Source organism: Caldimonas mangrovi, assembly GCF_023721835.1.
In the GTDB taxonomy this organism is placed as follows: domain Bacteria; phylum Pseudomonadota; class Gammaproteobacteria; order Burkholderiales; family Burkholderiaceae_C; genus Caldimonas; species Caldimonas mangrovi.
The window spans coordinates 61,484-84,471 of record NZ_JAMKFE010000019.1; the positions used below are offsets into that span (position 1 = coordinate 61,484).

General features: G+C 68.8%; 22 protein-coding genes. 10 read left to right on the forward strand and 12 right to left on the reverse strand.

What is annotated here, in order from left to right; translation table 11 throughout:
• Positions 1-61: 61 nt before the first annotated feature.
• From iolB to M8A51_RS23310, 7 genes are all read right to left on the reverse strand, one after another.
• Positions 62-856, reverse strand: coding sequence for a 5-deoxy-glucuronate isomerase (gene iolB, locus M8A51_RS23280; protein WP_251780941.1), 795 nt, complete (start codon positions 854-856; stop codon positions 62-64).
• A 43-nt stretch (positions 857-899) separates the two neighbouring features.
• Positions 900-1,805: a myo-inosose-2 dehydratase gene (gene iolE, locus M8A51_RS23285; protein ID WP_251780942.1), complete on the reverse strand. Its 906-nt coding sequence runs from the start codon at positions 1,803-1,805 to the stop codon at positions 900-902.
• Positions 1,806-1,808: 3 nt separating this feature from the next.
• Complete coding sequence (iolD, locus tag M8A51_RS23290; protein WP_251780943.1) at positions 1,809-3,674, reverse strand: 3D-(3,5/4)-trihydroxycyclohexane-1,2-dione acylhydrolase (decyclizing); 1,866 nt, start codon at positions 3,672-3,674, stop codon at positions 1,809-1,811.
• Positions 3,662-5,626 carry a bifunctional 5-dehydro-2-deoxygluconokinase/5-dehydro-2-deoxyphosphogluconate aldolase gene (locus tag M8A51_RS23295; RefSeq protein WP_251780945.1) on the reverse strand — a complete coding sequence of 655 codons (1,965 nt, stop codon included), beginning with the start codon at positions 5,624-5,626 and terminating at the stop codon, positions 3,662-3,664. The genes iolD and M8A51_RS23295 overlap by 13 nt, the downstream gene beginning before the upstream one ends.
• Positions 5,627-5,628: 2 nt before the next feature.
• Positions 5,629-6,414 (reverse strand): ATP-binding cassette domain-containing protein, encoded by a 786-nt coding sequence (locus tag M8A51_RS23300; RefSeq protein ID WP_251780946.1) that lies wholly within the window; start codon positions 6,412-6,414, stop codon positions 5,629-5,631.
• A gap of 50 nt (positions 6,415-6,464) precedes the next feature.
• Entirely contained in the window at positions 6,465-7,625 is a 1,161-nt protein-coding gene (locus M8A51_RS23305; protein ID WP_251780947.1) for an ABC transporter permease, read from the reverse strand.
• Positions 7,626-7,766: 141 nt separating this feature from the next.
• A complete protein-coding gene (locus tag M8A51_RS23310; RefSeq protein WP_407062260.1) occupies positions 7,767-8,795 on the reverse strand; it encodes a sugar ABC transporter substrate-binding protein in 1,029 nt (342 codons plus the stop codon).
• A gap of 245 nt (positions 8,796-9,040) precedes the next feature.
• Here M8A51_RS23310 and M8A51_RS23315 point away from each other — a divergent pair, with 245 nt between their 5' ends.
• From M8A51_RS23315 to M8A51_RS23340, 6 genes are all read left to right on the forward strand, one after another.
• Positions 9,041-9,952, forward strand: a complete 912-nt coding sequence (locus tag M8A51_RS23315) for a MurR/RpiR family transcriptional regulator (RefSeq protein WP_251780948.1) — start codon at positions 9,041-9,043, stop codon at positions 9,950-9,952.
• The gene (gene iolG / locus M8A51_RS23320) at positions 9,949-10,953 is read left to right on the forward strand and encodes an inositol 2-dehydrogenase (protein ID WP_251780949.1); all 1,005 of its coding nucleotides are present in this window, start codon (positions 9,949-9,951) and stop codon (positions 10,951-10,953) included. Before M8A51_RS23315 ends, iolG begins: the two co-directional genes overlap by 4 nt.
• Positions 10,950-11,978, forward strand: a complete 1,029-nt coding sequence (locus tag M8A51_RS23325; RefSeq protein WP_251780950.1) for a Gfo/Idh/MocA family oxidoreductase — start codon at positions 10,950-10,952, stop codon at positions 11,976-11,978. Before iolG ends, M8A51_RS23325 begins: the two co-directional genes overlap by 4 nt.
• A 181-nt stretch (positions 11,979-12,159) precedes the next feature.
• Positions 12,160-12,753, forward strand: coding sequence for a malonic semialdehyde reductase (locus M8A51_RS23330; RefSeq protein WP_251780952.1), 594 nt, complete (start codon positions 12,160-12,162; stop codon positions 12,751-12,753).
• A gap of 7 nt (positions 12,754-12,760) precedes the next feature.
• Positions 12,761-13,081 (forward strand): 4a-hydroxytetrahydrobiopterin dehydratase, encoded by a 321-nt coding sequence (locus M8A51_RS23335; protein WP_259372131.1) that lies wholly within the window; start codon positions 12,761-12,763, stop codon positions 13,079-13,081.
• 66 nt (positions 13,082-13,147) lie between these two features.
• Positions 13,148-13,963 (forward strand): hypothetical protein, encoded by an 816-nt coding sequence (locus M8A51_RS23340; protein ID WP_251780953.1) that lies wholly within the window; start codon positions 13,148-13,150, stop codon positions 13,961-13,963.
• 88 nt (positions 13,964-14,051) lie between these two features.
• Here M8A51_RS23340 and M8A51_RS23345 read toward each other — a convergent pair whose 3' ends face one another.
• The 5 genes from M8A51_RS23345 to M8A51_RS23365 all read right to left on the reverse strand — a co-directional run bounded on the left by M8A51_RS23345 (position 14,052) and on the right by M8A51_RS23365 (position 18,408).
• Positions 14,052-14,516 (reverse strand): hypothetical protein, encoded by a 465-nt coding sequence (locus M8A51_RS23345; RefSeq protein WP_251780954.1) that lies wholly within the window; start codon positions 14,514-14,516, stop codon positions 14,052-14,054.
• Positions 14,517-14,592: 76 nt separating this feature from the next.
• On the reverse strand, positions 14,593-15,717 hold the full coding sequence (locus M8A51_RS23350; protein ID WP_251780955.1) for a GGDEF domain-containing protein: 1,125 nt from the start codon (positions 15,715-15,717) through the stop codon (positions 14,593-14,595).
• Positions 15,714-16,541, reverse strand: a complete 828-nt coding sequence (locus tag M8A51_RS23355) for an ABC transporter permease (protein WP_251780956.1) — start codon at positions 16,539-16,541, stop codon at positions 15,714-15,716. The genes M8A51_RS23350 and M8A51_RS23355 overlap by 4 nt, the downstream gene beginning before the upstream one ends.
• Positions 16,542-16,555: 14 nt before the next feature.
• Complete coding sequence (locus M8A51_RS23360; RefSeq protein WP_251780957.1) at positions 16,556-17,365, reverse strand: ABC transporter ATP-binding protein; 810 nt, start codon at positions 17,363-17,365, stop codon at positions 16,556-16,558.
• 8 nt (positions 17,366-17,373) lie between these two features.
• Positions 17,374-18,408 (reverse strand): ABC transporter substrate-binding protein, encoded by a 1,035-nt coding sequence (locus tag M8A51_RS23365; protein WP_251780958.1) that lies wholly within the window; start codon positions 18,406-18,408, stop codon positions 17,374-17,376.
• Positions 18,409-18,663: 255 nt separating this feature from the next.
• Here M8A51_RS23365 and M8A51_RS23370 point away from each other — a divergent pair, with 255 nt between their 5' ends.
• From M8A51_RS23370 to M8A51_RS23385, 4 genes are all read left to right on the forward strand, one after another.
• Positions 18,664-18,957, forward strand: a complete 294-nt coding sequence (locus tag M8A51_RS23370) for a hypothetical protein (protein WP_251780960.1) — start codon at positions 18,664-18,666, stop codon at positions 18,955-18,957.
• A gap of 89 nt (positions 18,958-19,046) precedes the next feature.
• Positions 19,047-19,793, forward strand: a complete 747-nt coding sequence (locus tag M8A51_RS23375; RefSeq protein ID WP_251780961.1) for an SDR family oxidoreductase — start codon at positions 19,047-19,049, stop codon at positions 19,791-19,793.
• Positions 19,794-19,969: 176 nt separating this feature from the next.
• Positions 19,970-22,318, forward strand: coding sequence for a CHASE domain-containing protein (locus M8A51_RS23380; protein WP_251780962.1), 2,349 nt, complete (start codon positions 19,970-19,972; stop codon positions 22,316-22,318).
• Positions 22,319-22,352: 34 nt separating this feature from the next.
• Positions 22,353-22,988, forward strand: coding sequence for a MarC family protein (locus M8A51_RS23385; protein WP_251780963.1), 636 nt, complete (start codon positions 22,353-22,355; stop codon positions 22,986-22,988).

Below are 22,988 nucleotides of genomic sequence, written 5' to 3' on the forward strand. Positions count from 1 at the left end.
CGACAGTCGCCCATTCACGGCCGTGCTTGCGCCAGTCAGGAGTGTGCGTCAACCCACCTGCTCACTTCAACATCCACTCATGCACCGGGTCGTTCCGGAAGCACCACCGCCGCCCCGGCCCCGCCATCACATTGAGGTAGTACAGGTCGTACCCATGCGGTGCCACGCAGGGGTGGTAGCCACGCGGCACCATCACCACGTCGTGGTTCTCGACCGCCATCGATTCATCGAGGCTGCGGTCATCGGTGTACACGCGCTGGAAAGCAAAGCCCTGGGGCGGGTTCAGCCGGTGGTAGTAGGTCTCCTCCAGCCGGGTTTCGCCCGGAGCGGCCTCGGTGTCGTGCTTGTGCGGCGGGTAGCTCGACGAATGGCCGGCGGGGGTGACCACCTCCACCACCAACAGGTGTTCGGCACCCGGGTCGGTCTCGGGAAGGATGTCGCAGATGTAGCGGGTGTTGCTGCCCTGACCGCGCGTGCTGCGCTTCATGCGGCCGGGGTCGAGCTTGCGGGTGGGATGCCGGCCGGAAGCGGGCGCCGTGCACAGCGCCACTTCCGCATCGCCTGTGGCCGTGATGCGCACGGGCTCGCCGGGGCGCACGTAGACGGCAGCCGGCGCGACCGGCTCGAAAACACTGTTGCGCGTGCCCAGCGCCTCGAAGCGCTGGGCGCCGGTATCCACGTCGACGGTACCGCGAAGCACCACCACGCACAGTTCGCGCTCGCCGGTGTGCAGGGTCTCGGTTTCGCCACCGCCCAGGCGCACGGCGCGGAAGCCGACATGCTGCCAGCCGGCGGACTCGGGAGTGACTGCGACGATGTCGCGGCCGGTGGCCTGGGCTTTGACGAGGAGGGGCATGGTGGTCCTGGGTGGAGGGACGAAGGGCGGGCTCGAGTCCGGTTTACGAAGTCATGGCCGCCACGAGGGCGCGCAAGGTGTCGTGGCCCTTCCTGGCATAGACCTTCGCCGGCGCGACCGCCGGGTCCTGTTCGGCCTCGACCACCAGCCAGCCTTCATAGCCGGCGGCATGCAGCGTATCGAGCACCGCCGCGAAGTCGATGGCACCGTCGCCGGGCACGGTGAAAGCGCCGTTGAGCACGGCGTCGAGAAAACTCCATCCCCGGTTGCGCGCCATGGCGACCACATCGGCGCGCACGTCCTTGCAGTGCACGTGCACGACACGCTTCACGTGCTTGCGCAGCAGCGCCACCGGGTCGGCGGCGCCGCCGAAGTAAGCGTGGCCGGTGTCGAACAGCAGGCCGACGTTGTCGTCTGTCTCGGCCATCAGGCGGTCGACGTCTTGTGGCGACTCGACGTACGCGCCCATGTGGTGGTGGTACGCGAGCGTGAGGCCGTAGGTCTGCCGCAAGTGCGCCCCGAAGGCATTGAGGCGTTGTGCATAGCCCTGCCATGGCGCATCGCCCATGAAGCGCGGCCGCTTGAACAGCGGCACTGCGCTGCCCTGGATCGAGCCGGCCACCTCGCCGTACACCACCACCCGGCAGCCTTGCGCCTGCAGCTTGCTCATGTGCTTCACACACGCGGCGACCTCGTCGTCGAGCGCGCCTTCGGCCAGGCGACCGGAATACCAGCCCGACACGCACGCGACACCGAACTCCGCCAGCTTGGCCCTCAGCGCCTGCGGGTCCTGCGGAAACTTGTTGCCGAGCTCGAAACCTTCATAGCCGATCTCGGCACCTTCGCTCAATGCGGTGTCCAGCGGCGTGTCGCCGCCGAGCGCAGGCAGGTCGTCGTTGCTCCACGAGATGGGGTTGATGCCGATACGGACGTTCCAGGGTGTCGTCATGGCTCAGGGGCGTTGCGATCGCTTGTTCTCGATGTACTGCGCGTGTGCGGCGTTCACCTCTTCGCGCCCGGACACTTCCGGGATGCCGACCTCCCACCAGCAGCCGCCGTCGTCGGTGGTGCGCTCGGGCGTGGTGTCGATGACCAGCACGGTGGTGCGTGCGGCGGCGCGGGCGCGCCGCATCGCACTCTTCAGCGCCTCGATGCCGTCCACGTGCTCGGCCAGCGCGCCCAGGCTGCGCGCATGCAGCGCGAAATCCACCGGTATGTCCATGCCGCCTTCAGGCGCACAGTCGGCCAGCAGGTTGTTGAAGCGCGGGCTGCCGCTGGCACGCTGCAGCCGGTGGATGCAGCCGTAGCCGCGGTTGTCGAGCACGACGATGATGAGCTTGCGCCCCAGCAGGACGGACGTGGCGATCTCGGAGTTCATCATCAGGTAAGAGCCGTCGCCCACCATCACGATCACCTCCTGCTCGGGCCGCGCCATCTTCACGCCCAGGCCGCCGGCGATCTCGTAGCCCATGCACGAGTAGCCGTATTCCACGTGGTAGTTGCCCGGGGCCGCCGCCCGCCACAGCTTGTGCAATTCGGCCGGCAGCGTACCGGCGGCGCAGACCACGACGTCGTGCCGTGGCGAATCCGCGCTCGAGTCGCGCACCGCGCCGATCACCTCGGCGTCGTACGGCAGCGCCTCGCGCGGAACGGCGGTGGTCAACTCGGTGACGCGGTCGCGCCAGCGCGTCGCCAGCGCCTGGGCTTGGCTCGTCCAGGCGGCGTCGGCACGCCAGTCCGCGCACGATGACGACAGACGCTCCAGCCCCACCCGGGCGTCGGCCACCAATGACTGCCCGCGCCACTTGGCCGCATCGAAGGCCTGCACGTTCAGGCTCAGCAGCTTCGCGTGAGGGAACAGCGTGTGCGACCCGGTGGTGAAGTCCTGCAGGCGCGAGCCGACGGCGACCACGAGATCGGCCTCGCGCGCCATCGTGTTCGCGGCGGGCGAGCCAGTGACGCCGATGGCCCCGAGGTTGAGTGGGTGGTCCCACGCCAGGCTGCTCTTGCCCGCCTGTGTCTCGCCGACGGGCACGCCGTGGCGTTCGCAGAAGACGCGCAGCGCGTCGCCGGCCTGGCTGTAGAGCACGCCGCCGCCGGCCACCAGCAGCGGGCGGCGCGCCGACTGCAGCAGCGCGGCAGCACGCCTCAGTTCCGGCGCGTCCGGTTCGGGGCGGCGCCGGCGGATCGGCTCGGGCTGCAGGAAGTCCTCGGGGCAATCGAAAGCCTGCGCCTGCACGTCCTGCGGCAGCGCCAGGCACACCGGGCCGCACCATGCGGGGTCGGTCATCATCTGCACGGCGCGCGGCAGTGCGGTCAGCAGCTGCTCGGGACGCAACAGGCGGTCGAAGTAGCGCGTCACGGGGCGGAAGCAGTCATTGACCGACACGTCGCCGTGATGAAAGTCTTCGAGCTGCTGCAGCACCGGGTCGGGCGCACGCGACGCGAACACGTCGCCCGGCAGCAGCAGCACCGGCAGGCGGTTCACGTGCGCCAGCGCCGCGGCGGTGACGAGATTGGTCGCGCCGGGCCCGATCGACGAGGTGACGGCCATCGCACGCTGCCGCAGGTGGGCCTTGGCGTACGCGATGGCGGCATGGGCCATGCCTTGCTCGTTGTGCGCACGGTAGGTCGGCAGCCGGTCGCGCTCGGCCCACAGCGCCTCGCCCAGGGCGGCCACGTTGCCGTGGCCGAAGATGCCGAACACGCCGCCGAAGTACGGCACGAGCGACCCGTCCGCCGCCTCGATGCGAAGCGCGGCGAGGTGGCGCACCAGCGCCTGGGCCAAGGTGAGTCTCACGGTCTTCATGCGCGGCATGCTCCTCGGGCGGCTTCGGGCGAGGTCTCGTGACGGGCGTTCCAGGCGCTCACCAGCTGGCCGAAGTTGCCGGCCACCGCCGCGACGAGTTCGTCGTCGCTGCTGGCGCCGCGCAGCCAGCGCAGGCTGGGTTCCGCCCACAGCGTGCGGCCGACCATGAACCCGCGCACCAGCGGGCTGTGCGCCTGCGCAAAGCCCTGCACCAGGTCGCTCAGCGGCTGGTTGAGGCCCAGGATCACGGCGCCGCGGCAGTGCGGGTCGCGTTGCTGCACCAGCGCATGCAGTGCGTCCCATCCAACGCGCGTCATCGGAGCCAGCTTCCACCATTCCGGCTTGAAGCCCAGGTTGTACAAGCGGGTGATGGACCGCAGCACCGCTTCGTCGGGCGCCAGGCCGAGGCCGCGCGGCGGAATCACTTCGACCAGCAACTCGTGGCCGCTCTCGCGCGTGGCCTCCCACAGCGTGCGCAACTGGGCCTCCTGCTCCAGCCGCAGCAGCGGCGGGTCATCGGGGTGGTAATGCACCAGGCACTTCACCACCTGCTCTTGCGGCCAGTGCAGCAACTGGCTGGCAATGGAATCGGTGCCGTCGAAGCGCAGCGGTCGCGAGCCCGGCAGCTCGACCGGGCGGCCCACCCACCAGCCGCGGCCGGTGGCAGCGTGCAGCGCATCCTCGCCGTAGTGCGCGTCGACCAGCAGGCCGATACGGCCGCGCAGGTCGCGGCTGGCGGCCACCGTCTCGACGGCGCGGACCAGCAGGCGCTTGAGCGGGGGAATGCGCGACTCCTCGGCACCCGCCTCGCGCGCCAGGTCGAAGAACTGCATGCGGTGGTCGAAGGCCATCACGCACAAGTCGGCCCAGGCCTTGCGCGGTACCGTCACGCGGTGCAGATGCGCGAGCTGCGCGTCGGCCGCCACCCGGGTCGTCGTGTGGCGGCCCGAGAACCAGTGCGCCAGTTCGGCACGCGTCGGCATGGCCGGCGCACAGCCGTGGCGCGAGACGACCAGCGCACCGCAAGCATTGGCTATGCGGGCCGACGCCTCCCAGTCACGACCCTCCAGCAGCCCGCACAGCAGGCCGGACAGGAACGCATCGCCCGCGCCGAGCACATTGAGCACCTCGACACGCTCGCCCGCATACTGGGGTGCGTCGTCGATGCGGGCCGGAATTTCGCCGTCGATGACGCAGCAGCCCAGCGCGCCGCGCTTGACGACCAGCACCGCCGGGCTGACGTCGCGCACCGACTTCAACGAAGCGACGAGATCGCCGGGCACCCCGCCGGCAATCAGGAACTCCTCTTCGGTGCCCACCACCAGGTCGAACTGCCCGAGCACCCGCTGCAACTGCAGCGTCACGTCGGCATCGGGCACGTAGCGGTTCTCGCCTTCGCCGCGCGGCGTCAGCCCCCACAGCACCGGGCGGTAGTCGATGTCGAGCACGCGCACCACGCCGTGCTGGCGCGCGTGATGCAGGGCGGTGGTGGCGGCGCGCCGCGTGCCGGGCGTGCTCAGGTGCGTGCCGGTCATGGCCAGCGCACGGCACTGCGCAATGAAGCTCTCGTCGATCAGCGCCGCGTCGATCGCCATGTCGGCGCAGTTCTCGCGGTAGAACAGCAGCGGAAAGGTGTCGCGGTCCTTCAGGCCCAGCAGCACCAGCGCGGTGAGCCGTTCGGCATCGACCTGCACCTGCGAGGTGTCGCAGCCTTCGCGCTGCAGCGTCTCCACCAGAAAGCGGCCCATCTGCTCGTTGCCGACACGCGAGATCATCGCGCTCCTGAGGCCGAGCCGGGCCGTGCCGAAGGCGACGTTGGCCGACGACCCGCCCAGGTACTTGGCGAAGCTGGTGGCGTCTTCCAGGCTGCAGCCGATCTGTTGCGCGTAGAGGTCGACCGCCAGGCGGCCCAGGCAGGCCAGGTCGTAGCGGCGGCCGGCGGGGAAGTCGAGTGTGCTCATGCTCAGATCGTCACGCCTTCGAGTTCAGCCATCAGTTTCTGCATCTCGGCGCCGCCGGCCATCATGTCGAGCACCTCGTCCTTCGAGACCTCGGCCTTGGCGTAGGTGCCCATCGACTTGCCGCGGTTCAGCAGCGTGAAACGGTCGCCGACCGGGTAGGCGTGGTTGACGTTGTGGGTGATGAAGATCACCGAGATGCCGCGCTCGCGTGCCTTGTGGATCAACCGGAGCACGTTGAAGCTCTGCTTGACGCCGAGCGCCGCGGTCGGCTCGTCGAGGATCAGCACGCGCGCGCCGAAGTGGATCGCGCGCGCGATCGCCAGGCATTGCTTTTCGCCGCCCGACAGCGTGCCGACCATCTGCTCCGGGTCGCGCACCCGGATGCCCATCTCGGCCAGCTTGTCGCACGCCGTGCGGCCGGCCAGTGCATGGTCCATCACGGGAAGGACGCCGAACAGCTTCTTCTGCGGTTCGCGGCCCATGTAGAAGTTGCGCGCGACGCTCATCAGCGGCACCAAGGCCAGGTCCTGGTAGACGGTGGCGATGCCGCGGTCCAGCGCGTCGCGCGGCGAAGCGAAGACCACCGGCTGGCCATCGACCCGGTATTCGCCCTGGTCCGGGCGGTGCACGCCGGCGAGCGTCTTGATCAGCGTGGACTTGCCGGCGCCGTTGTCGCCGAGCAGGCAGTGGACCTCGCCCTGCTTCAGCCGCAGCGTCACGCCGTTCAGCGCAATGACCGAGCCGAAGAACTTGCTGATGTGCTCGAGTTGCAGGATGTAGTCGCTCATGTCGATTCAGGCTCGCCCGTGCCCAAGGCCGCAGGGGGTGGTCCCTGTCCTCATCGCCTGCCCAGCGCCACGCGCCGGCGGACGTAGTTGTTGAACAGCACCGCCGCCAGCAGCATGCCGCCCAGGAACACGCGGTACCAGTTGTTGTCGATGCTGGTGTAGCCGATGCCGATCTGCACCACGCCGAAGATCAGCGCGCCGAGCGCCGCCCCCAGCACCGAGCCGTAGCCCCCGGTCAGCAGGCAGCCGCCGATCACCGCGGCGATGATGGCTTCGAACTCCTTCTGCAGCCCGCGATCGGCCGCAGCGGAGCCGGCATCGGCCACCTGCAGCACCGCGAACAGCGTGGCGCACAGGGCCGAGAGCATGAACAGCCCGATCTTCACGCGCGCCACCGGGATGCCGGTGTTCTTGGCCGCATTCGCGTCACCGCCGGTCGCCATGATCCAGTTGCCGAAGCGTGTGCGTGCCAGCAGGAAGGCCCCCACCGCCGTGAGGCCCAGCCACCAGGCGACCACCTTGGGCACGCCGACCGCCAGCGCGGCGCCGTCGCTGCCGGCGTGGATCCACCCCCACTGCGCCAACTGGTTGAACAGGCCCGTCAGCACATGGCCGGTGAAAAGGGTGCTGAACACCGGGTCGGCCGCGGCCAGCTCGCGCAGCGACGCGCCTTCGTTGGCACTGATGATGGTCTTGCCGGTCAGCAGCGTCGACAACGCGAGCGCCATGCCGCGCAGGATGAAATAGAAGGCCAGCGTCACGATGAACGACGGCAGCCCGGTGCGCACCACGATGTAGCCGTTGAACGCACCGAGCAGCCCCGCCAGCACGAAAGCGAACGGCACCGCCAGCCACAGCGGCCAGCCCCAGTAGAGCGCGGGTATCGCCACCATCATGCCGGCGAAGCCGATCATCGAGCCGATCGACAGATCGAACTCGCCGCCGATCATCAGCAGCGCCGCCCCCACCGCGATGATGCCGAGAAAGGCCGCCACCGTGGCCCAGTTGACGATGCCTTCGGCGCTGAACATGCCCGAGTCGCCGGCCACGGCGCCGAACAGCAGGAACACCAGCACGGCCCCGGAAATGGACCCGAACTCCGGCCGCGCCAGGAAGCGGCGCACGGCGCCGATCTCACGCAAGCGCTCGTCGCCTGAAGCGGCGGCCTGCACGGGCAATGCACCCGCCGTGCCCACAGGGGCGCTGCTCATGGTTGTCTCCTCATGCAGGGCCATCTGCGCACCCCGCGGCCGGCGCCCGCCCCGGCCGAGCGCGCGGCCACCGCGGATCCGGCTCCGCCGGTCCGCCGGTGGCGTCCCCTTGAGGGGGCCGGCGAAGCCGGTAGGGGGTGGTCACCTGAATTGCCCCGCATACTTCTCGACCTTGCCCAGGTTGTCCTTGGTGACGAACCCCGGCCCCGAGCTGATGTGCCGCGCGCCATACACCGGCTCCAGTCCGTACTCGCGCAGTCGCGCCGCCATCTTCGGGTGGGCCTTCAGTTCGCTCGATACCGAGACGATGTCGGTGCTGCCCTTGCTCTTCATCAGCGACAGCACCGCGACCGGCACGTAGCCCTGCAGATAAGGCTGCTGGTCGATCGCGAACTTCACGCTGCCGTTCCTGATGCCGCGCGAGATCTCGTCCGACAGGTCGAAGGTGGCCATGTAGATCTTGCCCGCCTTGCCGGCTTTCTCCAGCGCCTTCAGCGTCGGGTGGGCCGAGTTGGGCCCGAGGGCCAGCACGGCGTCGGTGTCCGGGTTCTGGCGCAGATAGGCCGCCACCTTCGATTCGACCGTGGTCGGGTCGTCTCCGGTGTCGAGCGTCGCCTTCTTGTAGTCGACACCCAGTGCTTCGGCAAACCCCCGGCAGCGCTCGAACGAGGCCGGGTTGGTCGCGTAGTGGTTGACGCACAGGAAGCTCTTGACACCGGCCGCCCTGGCACGCTCGCCGGCGCCCTTGCCGGCGTCGTATTCGGGCTGGCCGACGTGCATCACCGCGCCCAGCTTTTCCGATTGCTCGGTGGTGCCGGAGTTGATGGTGATCAGCGGGATCTTCTTCGCCGTCACCCGGGCCATCGCGCCTTGCAGCACGTCGTAGTCGGCAATGGTGGTGATGACGCCGTCATAGCCCGCGGCCGCGGCCTGCTCGATCAGGCGCGCCATGTCGGCCAGGTCGCCCGAAGGCGGGTTGCGGTAGTCGACCTGCACGCCGAAGTCGTCGCCGGCCTGCTTGATCGAGTTCTTGATGGTGTTCCACCACGAGTCCGAGTCCGGCGCGTGGCTGATCAGCACGTACTTGCCCTGCGCCTGCGCGGCGCCGGCCGCCAGCAGCGCGCTCATCGCCAGTGCCTTGAGCAGCCGGCCGGAAGTCTTCAGGTCCATCGCTACACCTCCTGTTGGTGCGGTTTGTCTCCAAGGATGGCGATGCGTCGATGCCCGGTGCGCCGCCCGTACAGCGCCCCTCAAATCCTTTGCCTGAAAGCGTGTTTTCGCTTTCATTGCCGCAAGGGACCGGAGCGCCGCTGTACCAGGCAACGATTCTAGGAAGCGCAGAATTGTTTTTCGCTTGGTGATTACCCGGTGAATTTTTTTTCTATTTTTCACACGGCCCCGCTATAGTGCGTGCCATGGCGACACTGCCCGCGAGACCGAAGAACGTGAGCCCCTCCCCCGCACCCCGCATGAGCGTCGACCGGCTGCTGAAGCAGATCACGCGCGAGTTCGACTCGCTGAGCAGGCAACTGAAGCTGATCGCCCGCTACATCGAACAGCACCGCGACCATGTCGCGCTCGACCGCATCCAGGACGTCGCCGAGCGTTGCGGCGTGCAGCCGTCGGCGGTGATCCGCTTTTGCAAGCACTTCGGCTTTTCCGGCTACTCCGAGATGCAGCGGATCTTCCGCGAGGGCATCACCCAGCAGATCGCGCCGAGCCGCAACTACCAGGCGCGCATCCGCGAAGTGATCGAAAGCGCGCAGGGCCGCCTGTCGAGCGCCGACATCGCCCACGAGTTCATCGGCGGCAGCATCGCCGGCATGCAGGAGCTGCAGCGCGACCTGCACGGCAGCACCTTCGCCGAGGCGGTCGACCTGCTGGCCGGGGCCAAGACCGTGTGGATCCTGGGCACGCGCCGCTCGTTCGCGGTGGCGGCCTACCTGGCCTATGCCTTGCAGCACACCGACAAGCAGATCCAGCACCTCGCCGGGCTGGGCAGCATGCACGAGGGCCAGTTGCGCGGTCTGCAGCGCGGCGACGTGATGATCGCGGTGTCGTTCGCGCCCTATGCCGAAGAAACCCAGCTGACCGCGCAGATGGCCGTGCAGCGCGGCTGCAAGCTCATCGCCATCACCGACAGCCGCATGAGCCCGCTGGCGCGCGATGCCGCTGCCGCGCTGCTGGTCCACGAAAGCAGCACCTTCGGTTTCCGCTCGCTGACCAACACCATGTGCCTGGCGCAGAGCCTGTTCATCGCGCTGGCCTATCACCTGGAGCTGGACTACCAGCCCACCTCTTCACGCCCCTCTTCGGAGCTTGCATGAAACGTGTCGCCCTGTTCGGAGCCGGCCGCATCGGCCGCATCCATGCCACCAACCTGGCCGCCCTGCCGGGCGTGCAGCTCGCGCTGATCAGCGACCCGATGGTCGACGCCGCACGCCAGCTTGCCGCCCCGCTGGGCGCGCAGGTCGCGCCGAGCCTCGACGCCGTGTTCGCCGACGCGAGCATCGATGCCGTCGTCATCGCATCGCCCACCACCACGCACAGCGACCTCATCGGCCGTGCCGCCGCGGCACGCAAGGCCATCTTTTGCGAGAAGCCGGTCGACCTGTCGGTCGAACGCGCGCAGGCCTGCGCGCGCGCCGTGGCCGGAGCCGGCGTGGCCTGCATGATCGGTTTCCAGCGCCGCTTCGACCCCACCTTCAACGAAGCCCGGCAGCGGCTCGACCGCGGCGACATCGGCGAGCCCGAGATGCTCGTGATCACCAGCCGCGACCCGGGCGCGCCGCCGGTGGACTACATCCGGCAGTCCGGCGGCATCTTCCGCGACATGCTGATCCACGACTTCGACGTGTTCCGCTGGATCCTCACCGGCGACGGGAATGACGAAGCCGCGTGGCTGTCGGCCACCGGATCGTGCCTGACCGACCCGGCCATCGGCGAGGCCGGCGACATCGACAGCACCGCGGTGACGATCCGCACGCGCAGCGGCCGGCTGTGCCAGATCAACACGTCGCGCCGGGCCGCCTATGGCTATGACCAGCGCTTCGAGGTGCTGGGCAGCAAAGGCTTGCTGGCATGCGGCAACCACCGGCCGAGCGAGGTGACGCAGGCCACGGCGGCCGGCACCCGCGTCGACAACCCGGAGCACTTCTTCCTGCAGCGCTACCGCGAGGCGTATCGGCTGGAGGTGGTGCACTTCTTCGAGCAGTTGCAAAACGGCAGGCCCTTCCGCACCACGGTTCAGGACGGTGTCGCCGCACAAGTGCTGGCCGACGCTGCCGCCGAGTCCTTGCGCACCGGCCAGCCCGTCACGTTGCAATGAGCGCGGCCGCGCCCCTGCGTATCGGCATCGCGGGGTTGGGCCGGCTCGGACGCCGGCATGCCGAGACCCTGGCCTTCCGCACCCGGCACTGCCGGCTGGTGGCGGCCTGCAGCCCCGTCGCCAGCGAACTCGCCTGGGCCCGTGACAAGCTCGGCATCACCGCACTGCATGAAGACCTCGACCGCTTCGTTCGCGACGCCAAGCTCGATGCGGTGGTGCTGGTCACGCCGACCTCGCTGCATGCCGCGCAGGCCATCACGGCGCTCGAAGCCGGCAAGCACGTGTTCGTCGAGAAGCCACTCGCGCTCGACGCCGCCGCTTGCGAGCAGATCGAGGCGGTCGCCGCGCGGCACCCGCAACTCGTCGCGATGGTGGGCTTCGTGCGCCGCTTCGACCCGAGTTACGTGCAGGCACACGCCCACCTCGCCTCGGGAGCACTGGGCCGGCCGTTTCTGGTGCGGTCGCAGACCTGCGACCAGCTCGACCCGAGCGGCTTCTTCGTGCGCTTCGCGCCGACCTCGGGCGGCCTGTTCATGGACTGCAGCGTGCACGACATCGACCTCGCGCGCTGGATGCTCGGCAACCCGCGTGCGACCCGGGCGTTCGCGAGCGGCACGATCGCGGTGCACGAAGACCTGGCACCCATCGGCGACATCGACAACGGTCTGGGCATCGTCGAGTTCGAGGGCGGCGCGCGGGCGGTGTTCTACGCCTCGCGCACCTTTGCCCACGGCCACGAGCCGAGCACCGAAGTGATCGGCACCGCCGGCAAGCTGACCGTGGGCGTCGGCGCAGCGCGCGACCACGTGGTGGTCAGCGACGCCCACGGCGTGCGGCAGCAGTCGGTGGGCGACTTCTTCGAGCGCTTCTCGCAAGCCTTCGAGCGCGAGATGCAGGCCTTCGTCGACGCGTGCCGCGGCGAGCGGCAGGCCCCCCTGACGTTGCACGACGCCACCGAGGCGACGCGCATCGCCCAGGCGCTGACCCGGTCGCTGCAATCGGGATCGCCGGTCACGCTGGTTTGATGCGGGACAACCCGCATTCAATGCGTTTCCTTGCTTCACAACGGTCTGCAACGCACGTGTGATGCGCCCGCAGGCACTTTCTCGCACCAGTTCACAAGAAAACTGCGCGTCCCGGGGCCTACAGTCTTGACCGATCGCGAGGCCGCCATCGCGGCGGCATCTCGCCACGTCAAGGACTCTCATGCCGACGCCCGCACACGACGACGACCCGATTTCACGCCTGTTTCTCGAAGGGCGGACGTTCAGCCACTGGCAGGACCGTCCGGTGGCCGACGAACTGCTGCAGCGGCTGTACCGCTTGATGAGCCTGGGGCCGACGTCGGCCAACAGCAGCCCGGCGCGCATCGTCTTCATCGCCTCCGCCGCCGAGAAAACCCGCCTGCTGCCGGCGCTCGACGAAGGCAACCGCGCCAAGACGCTGGCCGCACCGGTGACTGCCGTGATCGGCTACGACCTCGAGTTCGCACGCGAGCTGCCGACGCTGTTCCCGCACGAGCCGGGCGCGGCCGGCTGGTTCGACGACGCCGAGCACGCGCGCACCACGGCGTTTCGCAACGGCAGCCTGCAGGGGGGCTACTTCATCCTGGCCGCGCGCGCCGTGGGGCTGGACTGCGGGCCGATGTCGGGCTTCGACGCGGCCGCCGTCGACGCGCTGTACTTCAAGGGCACGTCGGTGCGCAGCAACTTCCTGTGCAATCTGGGCCATGGCGACCGCGGCCGGTTGCACCCGCGGCACCCGCGGCTGCCGTTCGAACGCGCCTGCCGCATCGTCTGAGGGCGGCATGACCCACCCCGTGTTGCCACTGTCCGCCGCGCAGCGCGCCGAGTTGCTGCCCACGCTGGCCGGCTGGGCTCCCTGCCCGCCGCGCGACGCGGTCCGCAAGGTTTTCGAGTTCGAAGACTTCGGCGCTGCGTGGAGCTTCATGAGCCGCGTCGCGCTGGCCGCCGAGCGGATGAACCACCACCCCGAATGGGCCAATGTCTGGAACCGCGTGGAGGTCGTGTTGACGACACACGACGCGGGCGGGCTGTCGATGCTGGACATCGAACTCGCCAGATGCATCGACCGCCATGCCGCGCAAGCCGGTGCCCGCCACCACTGAGGGCCCGGTTCTTGCAAACCGGGCTGCGACATCCGCCCTACGCTTCGTACCGTCAGCGGAGACCCCATGGCCCTTGCACCCGTCACGACCCGCGCGCCGAAACGCCCTGCCACCGGGCCCCGGGACACGCAGCGTCTGCCCCGCTCGATCGAGCACTACGCGCTGTGGACCGGCCTCTATGAGCGGCAGATCAAGGCGCTCGAGCACATCGCCTGCAACGACTTCATGAAAGGCCTGTGGGTGCTCGACATCCGCAGCGACCCCTTCCCCGATCTGCGTTTGCTGAACCAGCGCCTGCGCGCCGCGACCGCGTGGCAGGTGATGCCGGTGGAGGCGCCGAGCCCACCGATGGCCTTCTTCGAGTATCTCGCGCAGCGCACCTTCCCGGTCAGCGACTGGATGCGTCACCGCAGCGAACTGAACGGTGTGGTCGATGCCGACCTGTTCCACGACCTGTTCGGTCATGTGCCGATGCTGGCGCAGCCGGTCTTCGCCGAATACCTGCATCAACTCGGCAAGGCGGCCTGCGCCCAGGGGCCGGCGGCGGCCGGGGCATTCATGCGCCATTTCGAGCACACCGTGAAGCACGGCATGGTGCGCAGTACACGCGGCCTGCGTCTGTATGGTGCAACGCTGCTGTCGGTGTCGACCGGGAGGCTGCACACCATCGGCGCGGCCGCACAGGCCGGGGCGCCGACCCGCCTCGAATACTGGTCGGCCGCGCGGCCGCCGCTCGAACTCGGCACCGCCTGCATCGTCGACCGCTTCGACCACCTGCTCTACACGCTGCCCAGCGCGATGCCGCGGGGCCTTGCCCCCGACGGCACACGCCGCCCCGCGCACGGCCGCGAAAGCCGCGGCCAGCGTCTCTCGCGCCTCTGACGTACACCGCCTTTCTCGAGCGGCGCCTTGGATCCGGCTCTGCCGGTCTGCCGGCGCCCGTCGGGGGGCGGCCGAAGGCGGTCGCGGGTCAGTGTCTTGTCGCGCTGATCACCTCGGTCACGCTGCGGTTCATGTCCGTGGATGCCACCTCGGCAAAGTCGCCGCGCAGCACCTTCAATGCATAGCGCTCACGGTTGATCTCGTCGGCCGTCCTGACCCCCAGGCGGCGCAGCATCGGCAGCGGCGGGCACCATCCCTGCAGGGCGTGCTGCATCAGGAAACCCGCGACGGCCGCAGGCAGCAGGAACCACTTGCGATTGACGGTCGCGCCCAGTGCCATGCCGGTCAGGCTCAGCGATGCCGCGCCGGTCTCCAGACAGCGCTCGACGTCCCATTCGCGGTCGAGTTCCTGCAGCCGCTGCTCGATGTACTGCGGCCCCTGCTGTGCGGCATAGGCGATGTGGGCTTCGGTGCGGCGCCGGATGCGCTCATTGGCGCTTTCCCCGGTATGCCGGGCGACGCGGTCTGCGCTGGGGGCGATCTTGCTGCTCATGAAGTCTCCTGGGCGGTTCTGCTCCCGCCAGCCGCAGCAAGCGATATTCCTGCTGGCCCGGCCGTCGTCGCCGGGCTCAGCTCACCGCCATCACGGTGCGGTTGCGTCCCTCGCCCTTGGCCCGGTACAGCGCCCGGTCGGCCCGCGCGAGCAGTTGCTCCACCGTTTCGCCGGGCCGCGCGAGCGCTGCGCCGATCGACACCGTCACGGTCAGCCCAGGCACGACCGAGTCCCAGCGGTGGGACGCCACCACCACGCGAATGCGCTCGAGCGCGGCGTGCGCTTCGCGTTCCTCGCCGACGCCGTGCAGGAACAGCAGGAACTCTTCCCCGCCCCAGCGGCCGAGCCGGTCGACCGCGCGCATGTCGTGAGCCACCTTGAAGGTGAACGCGCGCAGCACATCGTCGCCGGCCAGGTGGCCATAGACGTCGTTGACGCGCTTGAAGTAGTCGAGGTCGAGCAGCGCAACGCAATACGGTGGCCCCTGGCGCTCCAGTCGCCGCTGCTCGGCCTCGATCAGCTCCATCACAGCGCGCCGGTTCAACGCGCCGGTGAGCTCGTCCCGGCTCGCGAGCCGCTCCATCGCTTCATAGGCACGTGTCAGCTCCCGCCGGCTTTCGAGCATCGCGAGGCGCATGCGCGCGCCGTACAGACCGACGATGGTGCAGCGGCCGAACATCAGCGTGATCCACAGCGCCGAGACGATGCGCTCGGCGAGCGTTGTCGACGGCAAGCTCAGCCGGTGGCCCACGGTCACGATGACGATGCCCAGCGCGACCGAGGTCGCCAACGCGCCGAGCAGCACTTCGCGCGTGCTCGGCCGCAAGGCACAGAAGGCGCCGATGCAGAACACCACCGTCATCACCAGCACGCCCACTTCCGGCACCGCGAGCGTGAAGCCGACGCAGATGGCCGAGTGCGCGAACATCTGCATCAGCGTCAGGTAGTGGTCGGCGAAGCGCTCGCTCCACCCCGAACTGAACGCCATGTAGAAGCCGGCCAAGGCGCCGCCGGTGGCCAGCGCGTAAGCGAGCGGCACATTCCAGCCGACCGTGCCGGCGTATACGAGTGCGGCCAGCAGCAGCGTGTCGACCGCATAGCTGCCCGCCACCATCTTCAGCATGCGCAGCCGCATCTTGCGGCGGCGCGCCAGCCGATCGATCGGCTGCTCCTTGCGAATCGCGGCAGCGGCAGCGCTCAAAGCTTTTCCGTTTCCCCCGCGCGCGGCTGCCACTTCATCAGCCGCCGCTCGACCCAGCCGACCACCTCGTCGAGCACCAGCGCGAACGCGGTCAACACCAGGATGCCCGCCATCACGGTATTGATGTCGAAACTGCCCTCGGCCTGCAGGATCAGGTAGCCGACGCCGCTGGACGAGCCGAGGTATTCGCCCACCACCGCGCCGACGAAGGCCAGACCCACCGAGGTGTGCAGCGAGCTGAAGACCCAGCTCGTCGCGCTGGGCAGGTACACGTGCCGCAGCAGTTGCTGGCGGTTGGCGCCGAGCATGCGCGCATTGGCGAGCACGATAGGGCTCACTTCCTTGACGCCCTGATAGACGTTGAAGAAAACGATGAAAAACACCAGCGTGACGCCGAGCGCGACCTTGCTCGCCACACCCAGCCCGAACCACACCGCGAAGATCGGTGCCAAGATCACGCGCGGCATCGAGTTGGCCGCCTTGATGTAGGGGTCGAGGATGGCCGCGGCCATCGGGCTGAGCGCAAGCCACAGGCCCATGGCGAGGCCGAACACGGTGCCAATGCCGAAGGCCAGCAACGTTTCGATCAACGTGATCCACAAGTGGCCGTAGATGTCGGCCGCAACGAAGAACCAGTTCCACACGCGGCCGAAGATCTTCAACGGCTCGCCGAAGAAGAACGCCGCCTGCTGGTCGTTGTCGAACACCAGCGGCGGGATCAGTCCCGGCGCGGTCATCACGTGCCAGAACACGAACACCGCGACCAGCAGGCCGACCTGCCAGACCCGCAGGTTGCGGGGGGTGGGTTGAAGGTAGCGCCACATGTCGTTGCCTTGTCCTATGCGGCCAGCTGCTGCCGGTAGCCCTTCAGCACTTCTTCGCGCAGCACGTCCCAGATCGCCTGGTGCAGCTCGACGAAGCGCGGCGTCACACGCACCTCGGCCACGTCGCGCGGGCGCGGCAGGTCGATCGTGAACTCGCCGATCGGGTGCGAGCCCGGGCCCGCACTCATCACCACGACGCGGTCGCTCATCGCGATGGCTTCGTCGAGGTCGTGGGTGATGAACAGCACCGCCTTTTTCTTTTCAGCCCAGAGCGCCAGCACCTCGTTTTCCATCAGCTGGCGGGTCTGCACGTCGAGTGCTGAGAAGGGCTCGTCCATCAGGATGACGTCCGGGTCGAGCACCAGCGTCTGCGCAAGGCTGGTGCGCTTGCGCATGCCGCCCGACAGCTGGTGCGGATAGCGGTCGCCGAAGCCGCCGAGGCCGACGCGGCGCAACCATTCCTCGGCCTGGGCCCGGGCGCCGGCCGGCGGCGTGCCGCGGAATTCCAGCCCGGCCGTCACGTTCTGCAGCGCCGTGCGCCACGGCATCAGCGACTCGGCCTGGAACATGTAGCCGGCCCGGGCGTTCAGCCCTTGCAGCGGCGCACCGAACACCTGCACCTGCCCGCTGCTCGGCGCCAGCAGCCCCGCGGCGACGTTGAGCAGCGTGCTCTTGCCGCAGCCGGTGGGGCCGACCACCGAGACGAACTCGCCCGGCGCGACATCGAGCGTCACGTCACGCACGGCGGTGTAGCGCTGGGTCTTGTCGTCTCGGCTGATGAAGGTGCAGGTGACGTCTTGCAGGGACAGGGCGGGGGCTGTCATCGGTGGATTCAGGCCTTCGGGTACTTGGCATTCGCCTTTTTTGCAAACTCGTTCGTGTAAACGGCGTTGAGGTCCAGCTTCGCGGTCTTCAACGACTCGTCCACGCTGGCCAGCGCGCGCAGCGCCGTGGCCGGTCCCTGCTCGGGCACCATGCCGTCCGGCGACAGCGCGCCCTTGCTCTTCAGGAAGGCATCGATGTAGACCGCCCGGTCTCCCAGCAAGAAGCCTTCCGGCACGACTTCGATGATCTCGCGCGGCCCGGCCGCCTGGATCCACTTGTCGGCACGCACGATGGCGTTCGTCAGGGCCTGCACCGTTTGCGGATGCTTGTCGACGAAGGCCTGCGGTGCGTAGAGACAGGCCGCAGGCATCGGGCCGCCGAACACCTTGTCGGCCTCGGCGACGATGCGGGTGTCAGTGACGACGCGGATGTCGCCGGCCCGCTCGAGGATGGTGATCACCGGGTCGAGGTGGGACAGCGCATCGATCTGCCCCTGCCGGATCGCCGCGATCGCCGCACTGGTGGCGCCGACGCCGATGAAGCTCACGTCGCTCGGCTTCAGCCCCGCCTTCGCGAGCACGAAGTTCGCCATCACGTTGGTCGACGAGCCGGGCGCCGTGACACCGATCTTCTTGCCTTTCAGGTCGGCCACCGACTTGAAGTCCGGCATGGTCTTCCTGTTGACCGCCAGCACGATCTGCGGCGCACGTCCCTGCAGCACGAAGGCACGCATGCGCTGGCCCTTGCTCTGCATGTTGACGGTGTGCTCGAAGGCCCCCGAGACCACGTCCGCGCTGCCCCCGACCACCGCGCGCAGCGCCTGCGAGCCGCCGGCGAAATCGATGATCTGCGCGTCCAGCCCCTCGGCCTTGAAGTAGCCGAGTGTCTCTGCGACGGTGAGCGGCAGGTAGTACAGCAGATTCTTGCCGCCGACAGCGATCGACACCTTCGGTTTCTCGAGGGCTTGCGCACGCACGAGGGACGGGGCCGCGACGACGCTGGCGGCGGCCGCGGAAGAGACGAGGAAGTGTCGACGTTGCATGGGGAAGGCTCCTGATCGGGAAGATCTGACCGACGCACTCTAGCGGCCCGTGCTGCCCCGGCGTAGCGGGGTTGCCCTAGCGCTGCGCGCAAGCTGGTTTTCAGCTCGGAGCCGTCGCACTCATCGCAACCACGTGTATCCGGACGCCTCCGATGCTGCGCGATCTGCGTACAGGAACACGAGGGTCGAGCACGGTGGCCAACGTCGAGGCTCTCACTGCCATCAACCGATGTTTTTCAAGCAAGGAGATACGTCATGATCAAGTGGACTTCCCTCGTGGTGGCCGTCGTTGCCGCTGCGGGTCTGCAATTCGCGGCGGCACAGACGTCAGGCTCGGCGTTGACGCCGGTCTCCGGCGGATCGGACGTGAGCAACTTCACGTGCAACTCGAAAACCGGGGCCTGCAAGTGCGAAGGCCGCCAGGACTGCTTCGATCTCGGCAACTCGGGGCTGTGCAAGGAGGGGTCGACGAAGGACGGGAATCTGCCGGACACCCTGGTGTGTGAGTTCAAGTTCAAGCGGCCGGCGAGAAGCCCGCTGATCCAGTAGCGGGGTTGCCCTTGGAGCCGGCGACGCGCCGGCTCCACCGGGTGCACGCCCCCTTCCCCGCGAAACGGGATTCCGCTCAAAATGGCCCCATGACCCCGATCACCCTCATCACCGGCGCCAGCCGCGGCATTGGCGCAGCCACCGCCCGGCTCTGCGCCGTCCAAGGCCACCGCGTTGCGATCAACTACACCCGCGACGCCGGCGCTGCCGACGAAGTTGCACGACAAGTGCAGGCCCTCGGCGCTGAAGCGATGACGATCCAGGCCGATGTCTCGCAGGAAGCCGACGTGCTGCGCATGTTCGAGGCCGTCGACGCCCGCTGGGGCCGTCTCACGGGCCTCGTCAACAACGCCGGCATCGTCGACGTGAAGGCGCGTGTCGACGAGATGTCGTTCGAGCGGCTGCAGCGCATGTTCGCGATCAACGTCCACGGCTCCTTCCTCTGCGCACGCGAGGCGGTGCGACGCATGAGCACGCAGCATGGCGGTGTCGGCGGCGCCATCGTCAACGTGTCGTCGGTCGCAGCGCGCGCCGGCGGCTCGAACCAGTACGTCGACTACGCCGCGAGCAAGGGGGCGATCGACACCTTCACGATCGGGCTGTCGAAGGAAGTCGCCGCCGAGGGCATCCGCGTCAACGCGGTGCGCCCGGGCATCACCGACACCGAGATCCATGCTTCCGGCGGGCAGCCCGAGCGCGCCTGGGCGCTGGCGTCGCAGATCCCGATGCAGCGGCCCGGCCACCCTGACGAGATCGCGCAGGCCGTCGTGTGGCTGCTGTCCGGTGCGGCGAGCTACACCACCGGCGCACTGCTCGACGTCGGCGGCGGGCGTTGAACGCACGCACGCGACCATCCGGCGGCCGCACGAAAAACCGTGCGAAATGCACGCGCCGAGCCTCAAGTCTTTCGGCCACCTGTCGAAATTGACAGGGACGTCCGTGCAGATTTGACCGGGCGCGCCCTCGGGTTGCAGTGGCGCGCGCTGTGGCGGGCGGCCATGTGTCGTTCCCGATGTTCCAGCCCACCGCAGACCGCACCTTCGCACTGCTCCCGCTGCTCGCCCTGTTGTGCGGCCTGGCGCTGACCGCGGGTGCCGGTTGGGTCACCTCCGATGCCGAACGGGTGTCCGAACGGGCGCGCTTCGAGCGTCGCGCCGACGACGTGGTCCAGGCGGTGCAGGAGGGCATGCGCGATCACGAGAAGCTGGTGCTCGCAGCAGCCGGCCTGATTGCAGCGCAGCCCGACGTCACGCGCAAGCAGTGGCGCGAGTTCGCGGAAGCCCTGAATCTCGAGGCGCGCTATCCCGGCGTGCAGGGGCTCGGCTACGCGCGGCGCACGCCCGCAGCGGAGTTGATCGGCCATAAGCTCCAGGTACGCGCCGAAGGCTTCCCGGAGTACGACGTGCTGCCGCCGGGGCAGCGCGACGAGTACTACCCCATCGTCTACCTCGAGCCGTTCTATGGACGGAACCTGCGCGCCTTTGGCTACGACATGTACTCCGAGCCGGTCCGGCGTGCCGCGATGCAGCTGGCGCGCGATACCGGCCTGCCTGCGCTGTCGGGTCGCGTGCACCTGGTGCAGGAGACCGAGCAGGCGCCTCAGCCCGGTGCCCTGCTGTACCTGCCCGTCTACCGCAAGGACGCGCCGGTCCACTCCGTCGAGCAGCGCCGGCGCGAGATCGTCGGTTTTGTCTACAGCCCCTACCGGATGGACGACACAATGCGGGCGATCATCGGCGGCACGGCCGGCGGCCTTGCGATTGAGCTGTACGACGGCGACGCCGGGACATCCGATGCGCCGCTGTTTGCCGACGGGCTGCTGGAGCACTGGGCCTCGCCGTTCGCACGGACACGGCAGATCGTCTCGGGCCAGCGCTTCTGGACCCTGCGCATCACCGCCAAGCCCGCCTTCTTCGTGGCCGCCGGCGCCAGCCGTACCGCGCTGGTCGTCGGCGCCGGCGCGCTGGCCAGCGTGCTGGCCGCGGCACTGATGGCCGCGCTGGTCGACAGGCGCAGACACGCCGTGAAGCTGGCCGAGGAGATGGGTCTGGCGCACCGGGACGACGAAGCACGCATCCGGGCAGTGATCGAAAACACCGCCGATGCCATCGTGACGGTGGACCGCATGGGTCGCATCTGCGACGTCAATCGCGCGGCCGAGCTCATCTTCGGCCACCCTCGCGACCGCCTGATCGGCCAGTCTGCGAGGGTGCTGGTCCCTGAGCGGCTGCGCGCACAGTCCGATGCGCTGTACGCCCAGGCCGACCCGCCTCGACGGATGCGCGTGGAATGGACCGGCCTGCGCAGCGACGGCCGAGAGATCACTGTGCGGCTGTCGATGGAGCGGACCGAGATCCAGGGCAGGACCCAGTTCATCTGGCTGGTCAGCGACATCAGCGAGCAACGCCAGGCCGAGCGGGTGGCCCAGGAGGCCCACCAGCTGAGGCAGGCGATCCTCGAGCACACGCCGCTGTGCACATTCACGGTGGACGCCAACGGCGTCATCACCTCGATCAACCCTGCCGGCGTGCGCCTGCTCGGCTACGGCGCCGAGGAGCTGGTCGGCCTGCGCACCCCGCTGCTGTTCCACGACCCCGAGGAGATCACGGCGCGGGCCGATCAGCTCAGCGCCGAGTCGGCAAGCGCCGTCGCGCCCGGCTTCGACGTACTGGTCGCGCTGGCGCGATGCGGCCGTGCCGAGGAACGCCAGTGGACCTACATCCGGCGCGACGGCGCCCGGGTGCCGGTAGAACTCGTCACCGGCGCGCTGCAAGACACGCAGGGCGCTGTGTTCGGGTTTCATTTCATCGCACACGACATCACGGAACACGCCCGTGTGCGCCAGCACGTCGAGTCGATGGCGACGCACGACGCGCTCACCGGGCTGCCCAATCGCCGCCTGATGGCGGACCGTGCCGTGCAATGCATCGGCCATGCGCGCCGCACCGGCAAGCCCTTCGCACTGCTGTTGCTCGACCTGGACGGTTTCAAGCAGGTCAACGACACCTTCGGGCATGCGACCGGCGACGAGGTGCTCAAGGCCGTGGCGCACGCCTTGAGCGACTGCGTGCGCGCCATCGATACCATCGCCCGCCTGGGCGGGGACGAGTTCGTCGTGCTGCTGCACGGGCCCATCACCGCGGACGAGGCCGAGGCTGTCGCCGACAAGATCGTGGCGCGCCTGGACGGCGGTGTCGCGGCGTGCAGGCAGCGCCTGCAGGTCACAGGGAGCATCGGCATCGCGCTGTGGTCGGTGCACGGCGCCGACCTTGACTCGCTGCTGGCTGCCGCCGATGCGGCGATGTACCGGGCCAAGCAATCGGGCCGCAACGCATGGCGTCCGGCCGTCACGGCGACATAGCCAAGCGGCGGCGGGCAGGCCAGAATCGGCGCCCATGGACCTGCTCAAGCCCCTGATCGCGCTGCTGGCGATTGTCAACCCGATCGGCGTCGTGCCGTTCTTCATCCACTTCACGCAGGGCTTCACGTCCGAGCAGCGGCGCCGCACGATACGCGTCGCGTCGTTCACGGCGTTTCTCGTCGTGGCCATCAGTGCGGTCGCCGGCTTGCGGATCATCGAGTTCTTCGGCATCTCGATCGCGTCGTTCCAGGTCGGCGGCGGCATGCTGCTGCTGATCAGCGCGATCCAGATGCTGCAGGCACACCCGGCCGAAACCAGCAAGGACGACGTCGACGAAGGCGCGTCCAAGGCCGACGCAGGCGCCAGCATCGCGGTCGTGCCGCTGACCATCCCGCTGCTGACCGGCCCGGCCACCATCTCGACCATGGTCATCTACGCGCAGAAGACGCGCAGCTGGTGGGAACTCGGTGTGCTGGTGGGCTACGGCGTCGTGATCGGCGCCGCGGCCTTCCTCGCGTTGTCGGCGTCGGGGCGCATCGCGAAGCTGCTGGGGCAGACCGGCATCAACATCATGACGCGGCTGATGGGCCTGATCCTGGCCGCATTGGCGGTCGAGATCATGGCCGACGGGCTGGGCAAGCTGTTCCCGGTGCTCACCAGCGGCGGCTGA

Bases quoted from the DNA above. Each gene is read 5' to 3' on its own strand.
- M8A51_RS23380 (WP_251780962.1), top strand. From the start codon at position 19,970: ATGTTCCAGCCCACCGCAGACCGCACCTTCGCACTGCTCCCGCTGCTC.
- M8A51_RS23365 (WP_251780958.1), bottom strand. From the start codon at position 18,408: ATGCAACGTCGACACTTCCTCGTCTCTTCCGCGGCCGCCGCCAGCGTC.
- M8A51_RS23295 (WP_251780945.1), bottom strand. From the start codon at position 5,626: ATGAGCACACTCGACTTCCCCGCCGGCCGCCGCTACGACCTGGCCTGC.
- iolG (WP_251780949.1), top strand. From the start codon at position 9,949: ATGAAACGTGTCGCCCTGTTCGGAGCCGGCCGCATCGGCCGCATCCAT.
- M8A51_RS23305 (WP_251780947.1), bottom strand. From the start codon at position 7,625: ATGAGCAGCGCCCCTGTGGGCACGGCGGGTGCATTGCCCGTGCAGGCC.
- iolD (WP_251780943.1), bottom strand. From the start codon at position 3,674: ATGCCGCGCATGAAGACCGTGAGACTCACCTTGGCCCAGGCGCTGGTG.
- M8A51_RS23325 (WP_251780950.1), top strand. From the start codon at position 10,950: ATGAGCGCGGCCGCGCCCCTGCGTATCGGCATCGCGGGGTTGGGCCGG.
- M8A51_RS23385 (WP_251780963.1), top strand. From the start codon at position 22,353: ATGGACCTGCTCAAGCCCCTGATCGCGCTGCTGGCGATTGTCAACCCG.
- M8A51_RS23335 (WP_259372131.1), top strand. From the start codon at position 12,761: ATGACCCACCCCGTGTTGCCACTGTCCGCCGCGCAGCGCGCCGAGTTG.
- iolE (WP_251780942.1), bottom strand. From the start codon at position 1,805: ATGACGACACCCTGGAACGTCCGTATCGGCATCAACCCCATCTCGTGG.
- iolB (WP_251780941.1), bottom strand. From the start codon at position 856: ATGCCCCTCCTCGTCAAAGCCCAGGCCACCGGCCGCGACATCGTCGCA.
- M8A51_RS23310 (WP_407062260.1), bottom strand. From the start codon at position 8,795: ATGGACCTGAAGACTTCCGGCCGGCTGCTCAAGGCACTGGCGATGAGC.
- M8A51_RS23360 (WP_251780957.1), bottom strand. From the start codon at position 17,365: ATGACAGCCCCCGCCCTGTCCCTGCAAGACGTCACCTGCACCTTCATC.
- M8A51_RS23300 (WP_251780946.1), bottom strand. From the start codon at position 6,414: ATGAGCGACTACATCCTGCAACTCGAGCACATCAGCAAGTTCTTCGGC.
- M8A51_RS23315 (WP_251780948.1), top strand. From the start codon at position 9,041: ATGGCGACACTGCCCGCGAGACCGAAGAACGTGAGCCCCTCCCCCGCA.
- M8A51_RS23375 (WP_251780961.1), top strand. From the start codon at position 19,047: ATGACCCCGATCACCCTCATCACCGGCGCCAGCCGCGGCATTGGCGCA.
- M8A51_RS23345 (WP_251780954.1), bottom strand. From the start codon at position 14,516: ATGAGCAGCAAGATCGCCCCCAGCGCAGACCGCGTCGCCCGGCATACC.
- M8A51_RS23330 (WP_251780952.1), top strand. From the start codon at position 12,160: ATGCCGACGCCCGCACACGACGACGACCCGATTTCACGCCTGTTTCTC.
- M8A51_RS23370 (WP_251780960.1), top strand. From the start codon at position 18,664: ATGATCAAGTGGACTTCCCTCGTGGTGGCCGTCGTTGCCGCTGCGGGT.
- M8A51_RS23340 (WP_251780953.1), top strand. From the start codon at position 13,148: ATGGCCCTTGCACCCGTCACGACCCGCGCGCCGAAACGCCCTGCCACC.
- M8A51_RS23355 (WP_251780956.1), bottom strand. From the start codon at position 16,541: ATGTGGCGCTACCTTCAACCCACCCCCCGCAACCTGCGGGTCTGGCAG.